This window comes from Veillonella parvula, from assembly GCF_032550495.1.
GTDB lineage: Bacteria > Bacillota > Negativicutes > Veillonellales > Veillonellaceae > Veillonella > Veillonella parvula_G.
This window is the reverse complement of sequence record NZ_JAWFZJ010000005.1, coordinates 24,600-43,048: the sequence shown is the minus strand read 5'-3', so window position 1 is coordinate 43,048 and position 18,449 is coordinate 24,600. Positions and strand designations below refer to the sequence as shown.

The 18,449-nt window shown below is 38.5% G+C and carries 15 protein-coding genes; 13 read left to right on the top strand and 2 right to left on the bottom strand.

What is annotated here, in order from left to right:
* Positions 1–22: 22 nt before the first annotated feature.
* The 11 genes from E6X37_RS09185 (at position 23) to E6X37_RS09135 (ending at position 10,868) form a co-directional block, all read left to right on the top strand.
* Positions 23–766 (top strand): Bax inhibitor-1/YccA family protein, encoded by a 744-nt coding sequence (locus tag E6X37_RS09185; protein WP_004695271.1) that lies wholly within the window; start codon positions 23–25, stop codon positions 764–766.
* A 13-nt stretch (positions 767–779) separates the two neighbouring features.
* Entirely contained in the window at positions 780–1,691 is a 912-nt protein-coding gene (locus E6X37_RS09180; protein ID WP_060919687.1) for a LysR family transcriptional regulator, read from the top strand.
* 385 nt (positions 1,692–2,076) lie between these two features.
* Positions 2,077–3,480, top strand: a complete 1,404-nt coding sequence (locus E6X37_RS09175) for an anion permease (protein ID WP_008715021.1) — start codon at positions 2,077–2,079, stop codon at positions 3,478–3,480.
* Positions 3,481–3,602: 122 nt separating this feature from the next.
* On the top strand, positions 3,603–3,872 hold the full coding sequence (gene citD / locus E6X37_RS09170; RefSeq protein WP_008715023.1) for a citrate lyase acyl carrier protein: 270 nt from the start codon (positions 3,603–3,605) through the stop codon (positions 3,870–3,872).
* A complete protein-coding gene (locus E6X37_RS09165; protein WP_004695279.1) occupies positions 3,872–4,837 on the top strand; it encodes an HpcH/HpaI aldolase/citrate lyase family protein in 966 nt (321 codons plus the stop codon). The genes citD and E6X37_RS09165 overlap by 1 nt, the downstream gene beginning before the upstream one ends.
* Positions 4,827–6,374, top strand: a complete 1,548-nt coding sequence (gene citF, locus E6X37_RS09160; protein WP_024061618.1) for a citrate lyase subunit alpha — start codon at positions 4,827–4,829, stop codon at positions 6,372–6,374. Before E6X37_RS09165 ends, citF begins: the two co-directional genes overlap by 11 nt.
* A 249-nt stretch (positions 6,375–6,623) precedes the next feature.
* On the top strand, positions 6,624–7,130 hold the full coding sequence (locus tag E6X37_RS09155; RefSeq protein WP_278605153.1) for a hypothetical protein: 507 nt from the start codon (positions 6,624–6,626) through the stop codon (positions 7,128–7,130).
* Positions 7,131–7,289: 159 nt separating this feature from the next.
* Positions 7,290–8,165, top strand: a complete 876-nt coding sequence (locus E6X37_RS09150; RefSeq protein WP_278618681.1) for a DUF4261 domain-containing protein — start codon at positions 7,290–7,292, stop codon at positions 8,163–8,165.
* Between the two features lie 28 nt (positions 8,166–8,193).
* Entirely contained in the window at positions 8,194–8,550 is a 357-nt protein-coding gene (locus E6X37_RS09145) for a cupin domain-containing protein (RefSeq protein ID WP_024066296.1), read from the top strand.
* Positions 8,551–8,791: 241 nt separating this feature from the next.
* Positions 8,792–10,105, top strand: a complete 1,314-nt coding sequence (locus tag E6X37_RS09140) for an MFS transporter (RefSeq protein WP_120055971.1) — start codon at positions 8,792–8,794, stop codon at positions 10,103–10,105.
* Between the two features lie 145 nt (positions 10,106–10,250).
* Entirely contained in the window at positions 10,251–10,868 is a 618-nt protein-coding gene (locus E6X37_RS09135; protein ID WP_120055969.1) for an SAP domain-containing protein, read from the top strand.
* 152 nt (positions 10,869–11,020) lie between these two features.
* Here E6X37_RS09135 and E6X37_RS09130 read toward each other — a convergent pair whose 3' ends face one another.
* Positions 11,021–11,449 carry a hypothetical protein gene (locus E6X37_RS09130; protein WP_038125714.1) on the bottom strand — a complete coding sequence of 143 codons (429 nt, stop codon included), beginning with the start codon at positions 11,447–11,449 and terminating at the stop codon, positions 11,021–11,023.
* Positions 11,449–12,372: a LysR family transcriptional regulator gene (locus E6X37_RS09125; RefSeq protein WP_008602616.1), complete on the bottom strand. Its 924-nt coding sequence runs from the start codon at positions 12,370–12,372 to the stop codon at positions 11,449–11,451. The genes E6X37_RS09130 and E6X37_RS09125 overlap by 1 nt, the downstream gene beginning before the upstream one ends.
* 386 nt (positions 12,373–12,758) lie before the next feature.
* Here E6X37_RS09125 and nifJ point away from each other — a divergent pair, with 386 nt between their 5' ends.
* A complete protein-coding gene (gene nifJ / locus E6X37_RS09120; RefSeq protein WP_316689759.1) occupies positions 12,759–16,295 on the top strand; it encodes a pyruvate:ferredoxin (flavodoxin) oxidoreductase in 3,537 nt (1,178 codons plus the stop codon).
* Between the two features lie 196 nt (positions 16,296–16,491).
* Complete coding sequence (locus E6X37_RS09115) at positions 16,492–18,108, top strand: methyltransferase regulatory domain-containing protein (RefSeq protein WP_156697441.1); 1,617 nt, start codon at positions 16,492–16,494, stop codon at positions 18,106–18,108.
* Positions 18,109–18,449: the final 341 nt, after the last annotated feature.

Here is an 18,449-nt window from a genome sequence, read left to right as displayed (position 1 = left end):
TAATTAAATAAGGAGGGATAGTATGAATCCATATAATGTAACAGGACCTACTGCAGCTGAGGTTGCACAGGTTGAAAGTATCGTATCCCAACGATTAAAAGGCTCTTTTTTATGGATGGTTGTAGGCTTACTTACAACTATTGGTGTTGGCTTTGCTGCATTAGTGAATCCAAATTGGTTACGCTTTGCGTACCAAAATTTTAATATTATCTTATTAGTAGAGCTAGGTGTGGTATTCCTTTTTAGTGCTCGTGCATATTCTGCTAATGTAATGACGTTACGAGGTATGTTCTTCCTCTATAGTGCTTTGAATGGTCTCACATTGACTTTGGTATCATTGCGATACAATGTGTTTGATGTTGTTATTCCGGCGTTAATAGGTACGCTTGCTTTCTTCATTGGCTTTGCAGTGGTAGGGGCTACAACTAAACGTAATTTATCATCCCTTACACCATATGTGATGGCGGCATTGTTCGGCATGATCATCGTATCCTTGGTGATGATGGGGGCCCGCTTCTTTAACTGGACTGTACTCAGTGGCTTTAGTGATACTGTTAGTTTAGTTCTAGGTTATGTAGGTGTTGTAGTATTCTCTATCTTTACAGCTATCGATGTGAACCGCATTAAGAATAATGTGACACAAGTGGCGCTCATGGAGGATGAAACAATTTTAGACCGCATTGAAATCACAGGCGCTTTGAGCCTATACCTAGATTTCATTAACTTATTCTTATCCTTATTACGCATCTTTGGTAATAAGCGATAATAAAGGAGTTTGTATGGACGATAGAGAATGGCAAACCTTTGTTACTGTTGTCGATGAAGGCAATATTACAAGGGCTGCAGAAAAATTATTTTTATCGCAACCAGCGTTGAGTTATCGGTTGCGCCATATGGAAAAAGCCTTGGGCCATTCTCTGTTGTTGCGGACTGCTGAGGGGATTGCCCTCACGGCACAAGGCGAAATTTTCTATGATTACTGTAAGCGAATGATGCAAGAAGAAGAGGCTTTGGAGCACGCTATGAACTCCGCTTCTGGCAAGATTCAAGGGACCTTGAAAATCGCATCATCTATCAACTTTGCAGATTATGAACTACCGGCTTTATTGAGAGCTTTCCGCGAACAATATCCTGATGTTCATATCCAAGTGAAGACTGCTTTCAGCCATCAAGTGGTAAAAATGTTTAATACTGGTGACTGTATGGTCGCCTTTGCTCGTGGTGGCTATGACGTGTCTGGTAAGTCTGAACTGTTACTAGCAGAGCCATATTGTCTTGTATATAAAGAATTAGTGCCGCCTGAATCCTTAGTAAAGGTACCGTTCATTAAATACCAAACAGATGCATCGGTGGCAAATATTATTGAAACTTGGTGTGCAGAACATTTTGACGAGCCTCCAAGTGTGGCGATGGACGTAAATTCTATGAGTACGTGTCGTCACTTTGTGCGCGCAGGTCTAGGATGGTCTATCTTGACGTATATGGGACTTGGATCCTGTAAGGACAAAGATATCTATGTGAGTCCATTACGCAGTAAAAATGGTGAATATATCACCCGTGATACCAATATGGTGTACACAAAAGATTCGGAAAATTTAATCGTTGTTAAAACCTTTATTGAATATGTCCGTAATTATTACAAGGAACACACCGTTGTAGATAATAGTATACTTAGAGAATATAAGTCCTAGGAATTATCAATAGAGCATATCTATGAGGTTTTCTAACTGTTTATCCATGCTATTTCAGTATTGGACTTTTTCGATATAATAACTCATAATATAGATTAAGATTAATATAGTACCATGTAAGTGCATGTATATCCTTTTGAGGAGGTATACATGCATTTTTTTCATTTGGGACTATAATTCTATGCTTAAAATGCATAAAAAGTATGATTAGTAGATATAAAAGTTTTTATAACCCCTATAAAGGTAATCTATTATTCATATTTCTTTTAAACATATATAATGAGTGTAGACTTAATCAATGTAATCGACGTCGCGAGCGATTATGTTGTTGAAGACTAGATGATTTTATGTATGCCTAAATTAATTCAGAAAGGGAAAGACACACATGAAAGACAAATTATGGCGCGTTGGCGTTATGGCTGCTATCGTCGCAATCACATGGTTTGGTGGCACACCAGATGGTCTCAAACCGCAAGTATGGCAATTATTTGGTATTTATTTAGCAACTATCGTGGGCTTGGTATTAAAACCATTCCCAGTTCCTATTACGGTATTATTAGGTGTTGCTACATCTTCTATCTTATTGAGCAACACTAAAGATGTATTAGCTGGTTACAGCAATACAGCATTATGGTTAATCTTTGCAGCTTTTGCATTATCTGTTGCATTTGGTAAAACTGGCCTTGGTCATCGTATCGCATACTACTTGGTTCGTGCTTTTGGTAGTACAACACTTCGTCTTGGTTATGTAACGGCATTCCTTGACTTGATCTTGTCTCCAGCAACTCCATCCAACACAGCTCGTGCAGCAGGTATCGTATATCCTATCAACTTGTCCATCGCTGAAGCTGTTGGTTCTTACCCTGGTGAGACTGCAAAAAAAGCAGGTGCGTACCTTTTACAGAATGGTTACTTTGCAACAAAGGTAACATCCTTCTTATTCGCTACAGCAATGGCGCCAAACTTATTGGCATTAGACTTCATTACTAAATTGACTGGTGTATCCTTGAACTGGGGACAATGGGCATTAGCTATGTTCGTACCTGGCTTCATTATGTTAATGTGTATTCCGTTCATCGGCTATATGTATGAACGTCCATCCGTCAAAGAAATTGATAACAAGAAAATTGCGGCTGATGGTTTAGCAGAATTAGGTCCTATGAAAGCGTCTGAAAAAGGCCTTATCGCCATCGCACTACTTGCAATCACAGGTTGGATCCTTCCAACATTTGGTATTAAAATTGATGCTACAGCAGTGGCTATCGTAGCGATGATTGCTACATTTGTATGTGGCATTATTACTTGGGATGATTTGCTCAAAACTAAAGCAGCTTGGAACACATTGATTTGGTTTGGTGGCATCTTGGGCTTATCTTCTGCATTGACCAAAGGAAAATTCTTCGAATGGTTGGCTAAGTTCTTAGAAACTCACATGAACTTTGGTTTAGATCCATTCATGATGCTTATCCTTATCTCTGTAATCTCCGTTGCGGTTCGTTACTTCTTCGCATCAGGTACAGCATACATTTCTGCAATGCTTCCAGTATTCTTGATCGTTGGTATTAACGCAGGAATCGATCCTACATTATTAGCGTTCATCTTAATTGGTACAAATTCCTATGGCGGTTCCGTAACTCACTACGGTGCGGCTCCTGGTCCAATCATCTTCTCCGCTGGTTACAACAATGTAAAAGACTGGTGGACAGTTGGTCTTATCTCCGCTGTTGTATGTTTAGTATTGAACTACGTAATCGGTATCCCTTGGTGGAAAATCGCTGGTTTCATGTAATTAGAAATCATTACTATGGAGTGTTAGAATTTAATTGTTAGTATTCAATGTCTGTATAGGCTCTCGCGACGAGCCTGTACAGACTTGAGTTTTATAAATGTTTCACAAGGAAAGGATGCAACATGGCACAATTAGTAAAAGCTGCACAAGCTGGCTTCGACGAAAAAAATGATGCATTAGTAACGGTTGAACCGATTGCTAGCGGTATCGAAATCGAATTAACATCCAAAGTTATGCGTCAATATGGCGACCAAATTAAATCTGTTATCTTGAACACAGTGAAAGAAGCCGGTTATGATGGCGTAAAAGTAACCGTACAAGATAAAAACGCTTGGGATTACACGATTAAAGCTCGCGTGTTGGGCGCATTGGAAAGGGGGAGCAAAGCATAATGGCTAACGATAAAACATTCCCAGAAGTTAAAACAAACCCATTAACAGAGGCTGCTAAAAAACGTTTGTCTCGTTCCATGATGTTCGTACCAGGTAATACACCTAAAATGATTAACAGTGCAGATATTCACGGTGCTGACTCCATCATGATCGATATCGAAGATTCCGTGCCAATTACAGAAAAAGACACAGCTCGTCTTTTAACTGCAGAAGCATTGAAATCCCGTAAATTCCGTGCAGAAACAGTTGTTCGTATCAACCATCCTACACAAACTCCTTATGGCTATGACGATCTTGATGTTATCGTTCCAGCTAAACCTGATATGATTCGTTTACCTAAAACTGAAGATGTTTCTGAAGTTGAAATCGTAGCGAAGAAAATTGAAGAAGTAGAAAAAGCTAACGGCTGGCCAGAAGGTACAATCAATATTATCGTAGCTATCGAATCCGTTCGTGGCTTATACAATGTTCGTGAAATCTGCCACGGCCCTCGCGTAGTTGCTATCGCTCTTGGCGCTGAAGACTATCGTGCAGACCTTCGCACAGGTAAACATAAACCAGCTGTTGAATTGTTGTTCGCTCGTCAAACAATCCTTCATGCAGCACGTGAAGCAGGTATCCGAGTAATCGATACTGTATTCTCCGATGTGAAAGACCCTCAAGGTTTCCGTGAAGAAGTTGAATTCATTAAAGCTTTGGGTTATGATGGCAAATCTTGTATCCACCCAAGCCAAATCAAAATTATCCACGAAGTATTCACTCCTGACGAAAAAGAAATCGCTCATTCCGTTAAGGTATTGAACAGCTATGCAGATGCATTGCGCAACAATAAAGGCGTAATCTCCGTAGATGGTAAAATGATCGATGGTCCTATCGTAGTTCGTGCACAACGCGTAGTTGATAAAGCACGTGCAGCAGGCATTAAAGTTGAATTAGAGGAAGGAGCAGAATACGATGTTAAATAAAGTAGGTCGCGATATCCCAACAAATATCCCAGCACTAGAAGGCCGCGAAGTATATCAAGGTGAATTCGCTATTGAACCTAAAGTTCATCGTGCAGGTAAACCTGTACACATGAGCCGTGTTGGTACAAATAAAGTTCTTGCTTCCATCGATGAAGCAATCGAAAAAGCTGGCGTAAAAGATGGTATGACATTGTCCTTCCATCATCACTTGCGCAATGGCGACTATGTAATGAAAATGGTTATGGAACGCGTACAAGCAAAAGGTATCAAAGATATTACTATCGCATCTTCTTCCTTGTCACCATGCCATGAGTTCTTGGTAGAAATGATTCAAGACGGCACTGTAACAGCTATTGAAACATCTGGCTTGCGCGATCGTCTTGGTAAATTCTTAACTCAAAACCCTGGCGTATTGAAACGCCCTGTAGTGATTCGTTCCCACGGTGGCCGTGCTCGTGCTATCGAATCTGGTGAAGTTCATATCGACGTAGCTTTCATGGGTGCTCCTACAGCTGATCCACGTGGTAATGCTACTGGTCGTATGGGTAAATCCGCATGTGGTGCACTTGGCTATGCTAAAGTTGACTCCCACTATGCAGACACAACTGTTATCATCACTGATAATTTGGTTGATTACGTACACAACTATGCAATCCCTCAAACTGACGTAGATTATGTTGTTGAGGTTGAAAGCATTGGTGATCCAGAAGGTATCGCTTCTGGTGCGGTAGGTTTCACTAAAAACCCTATCCAAATTAAAATTGCTGAACTAGCTGGTGAATTCCTTGATCAAGCTGGCATCATTAAAGATGGTTTCGTATTCCAATTGGGCGCTGGTGGTGCTCCATTGACAGTTGCAAAATTCATCGCTGAAAAACTTCGCAAACGCGGTGAAGTAGGTGGCTTCGCTATCGGTGGTGCTACTGGTATCTTAACTGGTATGCTTGAAGAAGGCTTGATTCGTGCAATTTACGATACTCAAACATTCGATACAACTGCAGCAGCTTCTTTAGATAAAAACCCTGCACACATCGAAATGTCCGCTTCCATGTATGCTAACCCATGGACTGACTGCACTACAAACTACCTAGACGTAGTATTCCTTGGTGCTACTGAAATCGACCTTGATTTCAACGTAAACGTAATGACTGACTCTAACGGTGTATTGATGGGCGCTTCTGGCGGTCACTCCGATACAGCAGCAGGTGCTAAATGTACAGTTATTACTTGTCCATTGATCCGTGGTCGTTTGCCAATGATCCGTGACAAAGTTGCAACTGTAATTACACCAGGCTCCTCCGTTGATGTACTTGTTACTGAATACGGTATTGCAATCAACCCAGCTCGTACTGATTTGATTGAACGCTTCAAAGATAGCAACTTGCCTATCTACACAATTGAAGAATTACAACAATTAGCATTCGACTTGGTAGGTAAACCACAAGATATCCCTGTATCCGACAAAGACGAAGACATCGTGGCAATCGTAGAATACCGCGATGGTTCTATCCTTGACGTGGTTCGTAAACCTCTATAATTGAGTAGGGGTTGGAGTCCGGTAGAGTCCGTTTGGGTTTCGCTGTCAACTCACCATCCCATGCTAGTAAGTTAATACAAAGACCCGCTCCATGAGTTCGAGGACCATGAAGCGGGTCTTTTTGAATTTATGCGTTGTTTTATTATTAACTTCAAAGATAGAAATAAAGTCTAATGTGGCAAATATGGTACATGATTATAGTTATACTTTTACTATAAGAAGATTGGAGACCTTTAGGAGGTAGTTTTTATGTATCGTTGTATTGCCAATTTAGAGATTGATCTAGATGGGTTAGGTGAGTTTTATAGTGAGCTAGACGAATATGAAATGCTAAGTATGTACCAAATAATATCAGCTTGGTTACAGGATGATTTAGATGGACCTAATCCAGAAAATACGGTGTTTGGCGTATCAGAGTATGCCTTAAACTGGATATCTGTATTACCTGGAGATATTTCTTATCGTAACCTATTTGATATGGGAAGTTGTAAGGTCGGTAATCGTTATGAAAGTATTGATTATTTATATGCAAAATTTCTACAAACATTAGAGAATAGTAAACAGCTTGAACCTGAATATGAATCCTTATGTTTAAATCATATAAACGTCATGTCACAGTATATAGAAATTACTCTAACCTGTAGTCAAAATATAGACTTTATATTATTTATAAAACATTGGTTACGTAATTGTAGTACTTATAAACATCCGATATACTATAAAGTAAAGGATGTATATTATGTGAAATTTAGTTGATGCTCATATAGATAATATACATATTATTTCTCCGGATGAACTTTATAGTTGGGCGAAAGAAAAAATAGAGGGTAATAGCTTTTTAATCCCTGAGGGTATTGTAAAATGGTATAAACTGATACATTCATCAAAAAATAGTTAAAAATTAGGAGAGTGACTATGAGTCAAGTATTTAAGCAAGATCTAACAGATAACTCTGTTCGTCCTGGTGGTTTGTTTTTCGTTGAGTTATTAATGCCTAAGCAGTGTGATATGCCTACTCGCGATGCAATGGTAGAGGTATTCACAAAGCATTTGGGCCTTATTGATTGCTTTAGTTATGGAGCTGAATCTGCTGGTTTTGCACCTCAGAATTATAAGGTGCATTACGAGGATACTGATGCAGATATTCCACCGACCTTGATGGTGACGAATTGTGAGAAAATCGATAAGCCTGTATTAGATGATTTTGATCGTAGTCAGGTATGGGATTGTCCAAATGTGGATGAGTTATTAGCAGAGTGCCAATACAGGGTGTTTGCTACGGATATGTTAGCCTCTGGTTTAGCGGCCAAAGAACGTGCAGATATGCTTGTAAAGTATGTAGATGCATTACTAGAATTATATCCCTCTTGTAAAGCCGTTGTATTTGGACCATCTCGTAAGTTCTTAAGTCGAGAATCGATTGAAAATCATCCTGATAAAGAGGTGACTCGTTTCATGTATTATGCTGTAAATGTGCGTTATTTTAGTATTCAAGGTACCAATGATATGATGGTAGATTCTGTGGGTATGAGTACATTATTTTTACCTGATTTACAGTATCACTTTCACGGTGTAGATCCTAATCATGTAGTATTTCATGCTTATAATGTGTTGAATTATATTTTCGAACATGGTAATATAATAGGTGATGGGGAAACCATTGCGGGGTTACAAAATGGCGAGATGAATCAGGATATTCAGTGGAAGGTTCAATACGAGGATTCTTTAATCCAGCCCGTTCGAGAGGTTCTAGATATTAATATGGGTGAATACGCATCTGGAACTCGGTAGTTGTTAATCAATGAAAGGGGTGAGCATTATGAGTGATCAACGTGTTTTTGATATGGAACTTGTGAAAGTTGAAAGTTTGGAGAACGCTGTTAGGACGCCATTTTATCAAACTGATTCCACAGGTGGTTCAGTATGGGTTATTAAACCTGGTCAAATCTTACCAAAACATTATCATCATCACTCTGATGATATATGGGTTATATTGCAAGGCAAGGGTGTATTTTATCCAACGCCTAATACAGAGGTGCCTTTTACAAAGGGGCAAGTTATAGTATCTAAAAAGGGTGAATGTCATGGTGCAAAAAATACTGGAACGGAAGATATTGTCTTTGTGAGTATCGTTGCTCCAGTGCCTGCTGATTATGATCCTGTTAAGACTAATTAATATGAAAGCACTTTATAGTATTTTCTTCTCTTGTGATAGAGATATATTCATACTATAAAGTGCTTTTTTATTTTATACAGTCATTTCTAGCGAATATACCTTTTCTATTTTATATGTCATTATTTTGGTTTTACTATTCCTATTTGTTATTTCTATACTCTATAAAATTCCATTGACAGAGGACGTTTGTTCTTTTAAGATGGTAAAGTATGTAATATTTTAATAAGTAGAAAGGAATTATATGAACTCATCTACACTAGAGCCTCAAAGTGGGGATATCAATTTCAGAGATTTTACGAAACGTCGTATGCTTCACGTAGTCTTACCATTGTTTATTGTTTCTATTATTGCCTTCCTGGATCGCGTTAACATTGCTTATGCAGGCTTGACTATGAAGGAGAATTTACCATGGTTGACGCCAGAAGTATTTGGTATGGGGGCAGGCATTTTCTTTATTGGTTATGTTTTGTTTGAAGTGCCTGCATCTTTAATTGCAGCTCGTTGTAATGCTATGCATTGGGTGGCGCGTATCATGTTTAGTTGGGGGCTCGTATGTATTCTTATGACGACGATGACCACTGAGTTGGAATTTTATGTTTATCGATTTTTACTTGGTCTATGTGAGGCTTCTTTATATCCTGTAATTTATTCATTACTCATTCCAAATTGGTTCTTGCCAAAGGAGCGAGCGAAGGCAATCTCCTTGATGTTGACATCTTTATTGTTCTCTAACATCATTGGTGGGCCATTGGCAGGTATTTTATTGGATACAACGTTCTTTGGTCTACATGGTTGGCGTACACTCTTTATCGTTGAAGCTATTCCTGCTGTGATCTTTGCGTTCATTTTCGCATTCTGGATGAAAGAGCGTCCTGAACATGCATCTTGGGTAACTGATGTAGAAAAGGTATATATTAAAGCCGAGCTTGAAAAAGAAGAGCAACAAAAGCAAGCCGCAAAGAAATATACTATTTGGCAAGCGTTAAAAGACCCAAAAGTATTGCGTTTAGCGTTAATCTATTTCTTGTGGGTTATTGGTTTCTGGGGCTTTAGTTTTTGGATGCCTCAAGTTCTTAAAAGCTTATCTGGATGGCCACCAAGCGTGGTAGCGTGGTCTATTGCTATTCCAATGACAGCAGCCTTACTTGTACAAATATACTGTGGTTACTCTTCTGAAAAGCGCAATGAAAAACGTTGGCACGTTGCTACTACATTGTTCATTGGTACTATTGGTTTCTTAGCAACACCACACAGTCCATCTCCAGAAGTTAGCTTATTCTTTATATGCTTAACTGCAGTAGGTGTTTACGGTGGTATGGGTGTATGGTGGACCATGCCAACAACCTTCTTATCTGGCGCTGCTGCAGCGGGGGCGATGGGACTCATTAACTCTTCAGGTAATATGGGGGGCTGGGTAGGTCCTTATATGCTTGGATTCATCAATGGTCACACTGGTAGCTTTGCTTATGGTTACTATGTAATGGGGGCTTGTATGTTCCTTGCTGGTCTATTAATTTTGACACTTCCAAAATCTATGGAACATAAAGAGGATTAAGTAGAGCTATATTATAGATAACTAGATTATAGACAACTTAATAGGAAAATATTTAACGAATGCTTCAATGGTGTGATTTTGGATACTATTCAATTTTATGTTACAATTTACAAAATAGTATTATTTAAACTTGAGGAGACAAATATTGAAAGAGTGTAGACCTAAGTTTGATGAAATTACATCATTTGATGAATTTAATAAATATTATTGGTATCGTGATGAACTTTCACAAATATGTAAATCATTAGGATTAGAATATAGGGGAACAAAACAAGAACTCAATTATATTATTGAGCAGTACTTTAAAGGCGATTTAATTAAAAAATCATCAATAAAAAATAGAAGAAGGCAAGTGGAAAGTATTACTTTAGATACACCATTACTTGAATGTAATTTTTCCTTTAATACGAAGTTTAGAGAATATTTCTCTGCTTTAATAGGTGTTTCACGATTTAAATTTAATGCTGATATGGCTACTGCCTGGAGAAAAGTAAAAAGTGAAAAAAATACAAGCTTTACAATTGGAGATTTGCTGAAAGTATATTATGGTGAATCAGATTATGCAAAGTATGACAATTCGGTTTGTCAATGGAATCAATTTTTTAAGGATTTTTGTGCAGACGAATGTAGTGGCAATTATTCGAATAAATTAAAAGTAGCATCTATTATTTGGAAAGAAGTTAGAGATTCAAAAAATGAAAAAATTTATTCAAAGGAGCTTTTAAGTGAATATGCATATAAATTAGAAGCGTATCGCAAGTAGAAGCAACTTGTCATTGCGGAGACGTATTATGGGAAAGTTAGCAATTAAATCTATAATAAAATAATGAAAAAAGCACCTTATATCCTATAAGAAGAGTCATTTGTGATGACTTTTGTAGGTATGTAAGGTGCTTTTATTTATTCCTGATTTCTTTATTGATTTTGTTTTGTTACATCAGGCACTTTCCCAGGATTCATATCGAGGTTTAGATCTGTGGATTTGAATGGGCGTGGGTTTGCCTCTGGTGGTTGTACTTTGAGCTCTGGATGCAACCATTGCAGTTGTTTTAGTTCCCAGTCGTACTTGGCACCGTCATTTTGTAGTTGACGAATATCTTTTAGGATTTCGTCTAGTTGATCACTATGCTTATTAGCCATCCCTTCAAGAATGTAAAGACGACCTGCTACACTGTCGATGGTAGAGCCATCGTGGTCTTCATCGACACGCCATTGTAATTCAGAGATTTGTATTTGCTGGAATATGATAACGATAACCAGCACAATGATAACGCCCCACATGGGAGCTTCTTTAGCTTTCAAAAGGGCTCGCAATTTAGATGCGAGCCCAGATGGTTTGTTCATTATTGACGATCCTCGAGTTGTAATCCAGGTAATGGTAATTTGGAGTTTACAAAGTCTAACCACAAGCGAGAAGCGTGGGAGAGGTAATGACCTTTTTTCCAAATTACATAAAGGGTATGAATAATTTCAGGTACGAGAGGTCTTACGACAACCTTAGAACCAACCTCCGTATTTTCACCTACCTCAGGGCAGAGACGAGATGGTAATAATGCGATAGCAAGGTTTGCACTAACCGTTTGTAACATGAGATCACGTTGGCTCGTTTCAAACACGATATGCGGTTGGAAGCCGGTGTGTTTACAAGCTTTGATGATTTCATCATGTAAGTTGAAATCGTCTTTATGCAATACAAAGGATTCATCAGCTAGCATTTCTAGGCGAATTTCTTTTTCTTTTGCTAAAGGGCTAGATTTTGGAATGATAACGGACAGTGGGTCACTCGTAAGGTAGAAAGATTCAAATTCTTTAGGGTTTGGTTTAGTACAGATGATGCCAATATCAATTAAACCTTCCTGAACGCTGATCTCAACCTTTTTAGAACCTTGTTCGTAGAGTTCCAATTCGATTTGTGGATATACTTTTTTAAATTCACCTAATAACTGGGCAAAAATGGGAGCATCAGTAATTGGTGGAATACCAATTCTGATGGAACCTTGCTCCAAACGAAACTCGTTTTCAAAATCAGTTTTTAGATGTTCAAACATAAACACAACGCGTTTAGCGTGGGTTAAGAAGATGGTACCCCCATCAGTAAGTTCTACAGATTTAGCATTACGCATGAAGAGAACAACACCAAGTTCGTCTTCTAAAGCTTTAATTGTACGGCTGATTGCAGATTGGGAGATGTGTAAATTCCTTGCAGCCTTACTAAAGCTTTTTTGATCAGCTACTTCAACGAAGTATTTCAAATGATGAAAATCCATAATTAACCCCCTAAAAATAAAACTTGGTTATAGGACGTGACCTAACTAAATGAGAATAGTTATTACTGTAATGCAATTAGCTATTACTTTATGTAAAGCATGGATAGCAATATTGGCAAAGCGACAGTCACTGTATGTGTTGCGTTGATAGGGCCCAGCACGTTATAATTAGCATATAGGGCTATATCAAGTTATGATATTAGGAATTATGGTTGTGCCCATCACAAAAAAGTATGCTCACACATAATGCCATATTATATATAACATATATATTATTGCATTATTTTTTCATGTGCGCAAGTTTGTAATGGTTGTTATTCCTAAACATAATGATAGATTAAGCAAGTGTTCTATTTTTGCTAAATGCTTAAGGAGGCAATAATCACATGAGTCGTAAATTTAAAACTATGGACGGCAACCAAGCGGCTGCTCACGTTTCTTATGGTTTTACAGAAGTTGCTGCGATTTATCCAATCACTCCATCTTCTCCAATGCCAGAACACATTGATGAATGGGCTGCATCTGGTCGAAAAAACATCTTCGGCAACACTGTTCAAGTTGTAGAAATGCAATCTGAAGCAGGTGCTGCTGCTGCAACCCACGGTTCTTTACAAGCTGGTGCATTAACAACAACTTTCACATCTTCCCAAGGTTTGTTATTGATGCTTCCTAACTTATATAAAGTAGCAGGTGAATTACTTCCAGGTGTATTCCAAGTAGCTGCTCGTGCATTGGCTGCACATGCTTTGGCTATCTTTGGTGACCACCAAGACGTAATGGCTGCTCGTGCAGCTGGCTGTGCTATGTTAGCTGAATCCTCTGTACAAGAAGTAATGGACTTGTCCGCTGTAGCTCACTTGACAGCTATTAAAACTCGTGTACCTTTCATCAACTTCTTTGACGGTTTCCGTACATCCCACGAAATTCAAAAAATTCAAATCTGGGACTATGAAGATTTAAAACCATTGGTTGACATGGATGCTGTTAAAGCTTTCCGTAAAAATGCTTTAAATCCAGATGCTCCTGTAACTCGTGGTACTGCAGAAAACCCTGACGTTTACTTCCAACATCGTGAAGCATCCAACAAATTCTACTTGAACGTTCCTGACGTTGTAGAACACTACATGAACGAAGTTAACAAATTGGCAGGTACTAACTACCAATTGTTCAACTATCATGGTGCTCCTGATGCTACTGATGTTGTTGTAACTATGGGTTCTTCCGCTCAAGTTGTAGAATCCACTGTGGATTACCTCAACAAATTGGGTCGCAAAGTTGGTTTTATCAACGTTCATTTGTTCCGCCCATTCGCAACAGATCGTTTGTTGAAAGCTCTTCCTAAAACTGTAGAACGCATTGCAGTTCTTGACCGTACTAAAGAACCAGGTGCTTTGGCTGAACCATTGTTCTTAGACGTACAAGCAGCTGTAGTTGACGGTGGCCGTAATGTAAAAGTTATCGCTGGTCGTTATGGTTTGAGCTCCAAAGACGTTATCCCTGCAGACATCGTTGCTGTATTCGATAATTTAGCTGCTGAAAATGGTAAGAAATTCTTCACATTGGGTATCAATGATGATGTTACATTCTTGTCCTTAGATCGTGTTGAAGGCGTAGAAGTTGAAACTCCTGGTTTGACTGAATGTAAATTCTGGGGCTTTGGTTCTGACGGTACAGTTGGTGCGAATAAATCCGCTATCAAAATCATTGGTGACCACACTGATATGTATGCTCAAGCATACTTTGACTACGACTCCAAAAAATCTGGTGGCGTAACAATGTCTCACCTTCGTTTTGGTAAAAACCCAATCAACTTGCCTTACTTGATTACTGAACCTCAATTCGTAGCATGTCACCGTCAATCTTATGTACATGAATACGACTTGATTCGCGGCATCAAAAAAGGCGGTACATTCTTATTGAACTGTACTTGGTCTCCTGAAGAATTGGATGAACATTTACCTGCTAAATTACGTCGTCAAATCGCAGAAAAAGAATTGAACTTCTACATCATCAATGCTGCGAAAATCGCTTCCGAAATCGGTTTGGGCGGTCGTATCAACATGGTAACGCAAGCTGCGTTCTTCAAATTGACTGAAATCATCCCTGTAGATGATGCTGTTAAATACCTTAAAGAATCCGTAGTAACTTCTTACGGTAAAAAAGGTCAAAATATCGTTGACATGAACAATGCTGCTATCGATCAAGGTGTTAACGCTTTGGTAAAAGTAGATGTTCCTGCTAGCTGGAAAGACGCAGTAGATGATGGCAATCATGCAGTTAAACCTGGTTGCGAATCTTGCCCATCCTTCGTTCAAAATATTGCACAACCAATCAATGCACAAGCTGGTTATGATCTTCCTGTATCCAAATTCTCTGGCTATGAAGATGGTACATTACCTGCTGGTACTGCTAAATTCGAAAAACGCGGTCCTGCATTGTTCGTTCCAAAATGGTTGCCTGAAAACTGTATTCAATGTAACCAATGTTCCTTTGTATGTCCACATGCTACAATTCGTCCAATTTTGGCAACTGAAGCAGAAGTGGCTGCAGCTCCAGAACATTTCGATACAATCCCTGCATTGGGTGCTAAAGATCTTCAATTCCGTATCGCTGTATCCCCATTAGATTGCTTGGGTTGCGGTAACTGTGTTGATATCTGTCCAGCTCCTAAAGGCAAAGCTATCGTGATGACATCCATCGATACTGAAATCGAACAAGCTGAAGCTTGGAACTATGGTGTTAACCTTCCTGTAAAAGAAAATCCTATGAAGAAGGAAACTGTTAAAGGTTCCCAATTTGAACAACCATTGTTCGAATTCTCCGGTGCTTGCGCAGGTTGTGGTGAAACTCCTTATGCTAAATTGTTAACTCAATTGTTCGGTGACCGTATGATGATTGCCAATGCAACTGGTTGTTCCTCCATCTGGGGTGCTTCCATGCCTGCATCTCCATACACAACTAACCAACAAGGTCATGGTCCTTCTTGGGCAAACTCCTTGTTCGAAGATAATGCTGAGTATGGTTATGGTATGTACATCGGTGTTAAGAAAATCCGCCAACAATTAGTAGAATTGGCTGCTAAAGCAGTTGAAACTGCTACTGGCGAATTGAAAGACGCTTTAGAACAATGGATTGAATTTGCTAACCTTGGTGCAGCTACTCGTCAACGTTCCGAACGTTTAGTAGCAGCTATCGAAGCTGAAGGCGCTACAACTCCTGAATTGAAAGAAATTCTTGAGAAAAAACAATTCTTGATCAAACGTTCTCACTGGATCTTCGGTGGTGACGGCTGGGCATACGACATCGGCTTCGGCGGTGTTGACCATGTATTAGCTTCTGGCGAAGACGTAAACATCTTCGTATTCGATACTGAAGTATACTCCAACACTGGTGGTCAAGCATCTAAATCCACTAACGTAGCAGCAGTTGCTCAATTCGCAGCTTCTGGTAAACGTACTAAGAAGAAAGACCTTGGCATGATGGCTATGTCTTATGGTTATGTATACGTAGCACAAGTAGCTATGGGTGCAGACAAAAACCAATTGATGAAAGCTGTTACAGAAGCTGAAGCATATCCAGGTCCATCCTTGATCATCGCTTACAGCCCATGTATCAACCATGGTATCAAAGCTGGTATGGGTAAAGCTCAAGAAGAACAACGTAAAGCAGTTGCAGCTGGTTACTGGGATCTTTACAGATACAACCCTCAACTTAAAGAAGAAGGTAAAAATCCATTCTCCTTGGATTCCAAAGAACCAACTGAAAGCTTCCAAGACTTCCTTAAAGGTGAAGTACGTTACGCTTCCTTGGCTAAAGCAGCTCCAGACGTTGCAGAAGAATTATTCGCTAAAACTGAAAAAGACGCTAAAGAACGTCGCTTAAGCTATGTTCGCTTGCAAAAAGGTTTTGAAGACGTAAAATAATTCGTTATTTAACGACTGAGAACTATATGAGGCACCCTTTCAAGGGTGCCTCTTTTGTATGTAATACTATATAGCTAAATGTGTTAATATCATATTATTTAGGTAATAACTGCTTTAAACGTAGGTAATATACTAGTAATTTGGTATAATGATAAATAACAATGTATATTTCATAAAGTTAAACATAGAGGTACATATGGCTAAGGATAATTCACAAATAGCAATGGAAGACATGCAACAAACGATATATAAAGAGTTAGGCTATAAATCCTATCCATTTCCTTTTACAACGCCGGTCTATTTAGAAGCATATGGTGCTCTTGTAGGGCTAAATACTCCACCTGCGAAGACAGCTCGTGTTCTTGAACTAGGCGCTACTTATGGCGGTAATATTATTTCTCAAGCTGTATTTAACCCAGAGGCGACCTTTGTAGGCATTGAACTTTCACAAGACCAAGTAGAGAAGGGCAATCAAATTATTTGTGATGCAAAATTAGAGAATGTATCCTTGGTGCAAGGAGATATTTTGAATTTTGACGAATCTATGGGGACTTTCGATTATATTATTGCACATGGATTCTACTCTTGGATCAATGATGAAATGAAGGATAAGCTGCTCAATATTATTTCTAATCATTTGGCGGATAATGGTATTGCCTATGTGTCTTACAATACGTATCCAGGTTGGCATACCATGGAAGAAGTACGTCAGCTCATGCTGTTTGCTAATCGTGGCCAAGATAAGTTGACCCATAAGGAAAAGGTGTTGCGCGGTAAGACCGTAGGCAGTCTTGTAGGTGCTCAGATTCTTAACTATGATAACCTTAAAGAACGAAATAGTAAATTTCTTGGTGCATTGCGCTCTGTTATGCAAAAGGAGGACTATTATGTAGGTCATGACCATCTAGAGCCGCATAATGATCCGTGCTATTTCTATCAATTTAATGATCATTTGAAAGCGCATAATCTTGCTTATGTATGCGATGCAGACCTTACACTATCTATGGTTCGTACCTATGATGAAAGTATAGCAGCTAAACTTGAACAACTGGCTCCTAATAGCCAAGCGGATCAAGAACAATATTTAGATTTTATACTAGATACAACATTCCGCAAGTCTATTATTTGTAAAGCTAGCGCTGCAAAAGATATCAACTATGCTATTGCGAATCCGGCTGAAGTGAATACAATTCCTGTACGTACTATTGTAAATAGCTTTGTTTTCCAAATTCTCTTTGATGAGGAAGCACTGGAAATGTTTGAAAATGAGCTCGTAAGAGATACGTTCCAAGCGCTTATCAAAGATGGTGGTACGTTCAATATGATCGAGGCCCTCGCTATTTTGAAAGCGGCTCATGAGGCGGCTCATGCATCTGATGATGAATTAGAACCTGTTGTATGTAATTTATATCGAGCTGTAGTAGAACATATGGTACGCGGTGGTATTCGCTTCTATAAAACATTCCCTGTAACAGAAGAGTATATGGAGGGCTTATCTTATATACCTGCCCGTTTTACAAACTTTGTAAAAGCTATTGTGAATGGTGGTAGTGAATATATGTATGGGGCAGATATGTTCAATGATGCTATTGGTGATATTTCTGAAGAGGATTTATTATTTATGGAGTTATTGAACAAACCAAAAGCGAAATCTACGATAATTAAAAAGATTAAAGATGCTCTCTTTAGTGCAGATCAGTCTCAACCTACAAAGCATCAAAATGCCATGGCTGAAGCTTTTTATAATGAATTAACAACGCGTATGGAAAAATTGGGCTTTATTAGAAGTAAGAAAACAGGTAGTATTTTCTAATTGATAGAGCTCGTTATTTGATTGTATTGCTATGAAGTTGTATTATATTCATTTTGATTTCATAGTTAAAATAAAAACCCGTTACACTTATAATATTTATATGTATTAAGTGTTAACGGGTTTTATTTAATATAATTAAATTTACTTTTATTTTATATTTATTACTTTTAGTTATTTTATATTGCTGAAAAAGTATAGTAAATCGATAATTTTAATGAGGAAAAAATGAACCGTTCATGAAAGTATGGTATAATGTGTATGGGTATTTTGTAAATATCATCCGATGTGTTGTGGATGATTCTATAAATTGTATTAGTTGATAAAGTTGTATTAATTGTATT

Coding starts and splice junctions, on each gene's coding strand:
- E6X37_RS09150 (WP_278618681.1), top strand. CDS start 7,290: ATGAGTCAAGTATTTAAGCAAGATCTAACAGATAACTCTGTTCGTCCT.
- E6X37_RS09155 (WP_278605153.1), top strand. CDS start 6,624: ATGTATCGTTGTATTGCCAATTTAGAGATTGATCTAGATGGGTTAGGT.
- E6X37_RS09165 (WP_004695279.1), top strand. CDS start 3,872: ATGGCTAACGATAAAACATTCCCAGAAGTTAAAACAAACCCATTAACA.
- citD (WP_008715023.1), top strand. CDS start 3,603: ATGGCACAATTAGTAAAAGCTGCACAAGCTGGCTTCGACGAAAAAAAT.
- E6X37_RS09140 (WP_120055971.1), top strand. CDS start 8,792: ATGAACTCATCTACACTAGAGCCTCAAAGTGGGGATATCAATTTCAGA.
- E6X37_RS09185 (WP_004695271.1), top strand. CDS start 23: ATGAATCCATATAATGTAACAGGACCTACTGCAGCTGAGGTTGCACAG.
- E6X37_RS09175 (WP_008715021.1), top strand. CDS start 2,077: ATGAAAGACAAATTATGGCGCGTTGGCGTTATGGCTGCTATCGTCGCA.
- E6X37_RS09130 (WP_038125714.1), bottom strand. CDS start 11,449: ATGAACAAACCATCTGGGCTCGCATCTAAATTGCGAGCCCTTTTGAAA.
- citF (WP_024061618.1), top strand. CDS start 4,827: ATGTTAAATAAAGTAGGTCGCGATATCCCAACAAATATCCCAGCACTA.
- nifJ (WP_316689759.1), top strand. CDS start 12,759: ATGAGTCGTAAATTTAAAACTATGGACGGCAACCAAGCGGCTGCTCAC.
- E6X37_RS09145 (WP_024066296.1), top strand. CDS start 8,194: ATGAGTGATCAACGTGTTTTTGATATGGAACTTGTGAAAGTTGAAAGT.
- E6X37_RS09180 (WP_060919687.1), top strand. CDS start 780: ATGGACGATAGAGAATGGCAAACCTTTGTTACTGTTGTCGATGAAGGC.
- E6X37_RS09125 (WP_008602616.1), bottom strand. CDS start 12,372: ATGGATTTTCATCATTTGAAATACTTCGTTGAAGTAGCTGATCAAAAA.
- E6X37_RS09115 (WP_156697441.1), top strand. CDS start 16,492: ATGGCTAAGGATAATTCACAAATAGCAATGGAAGACATGCAACAAACG.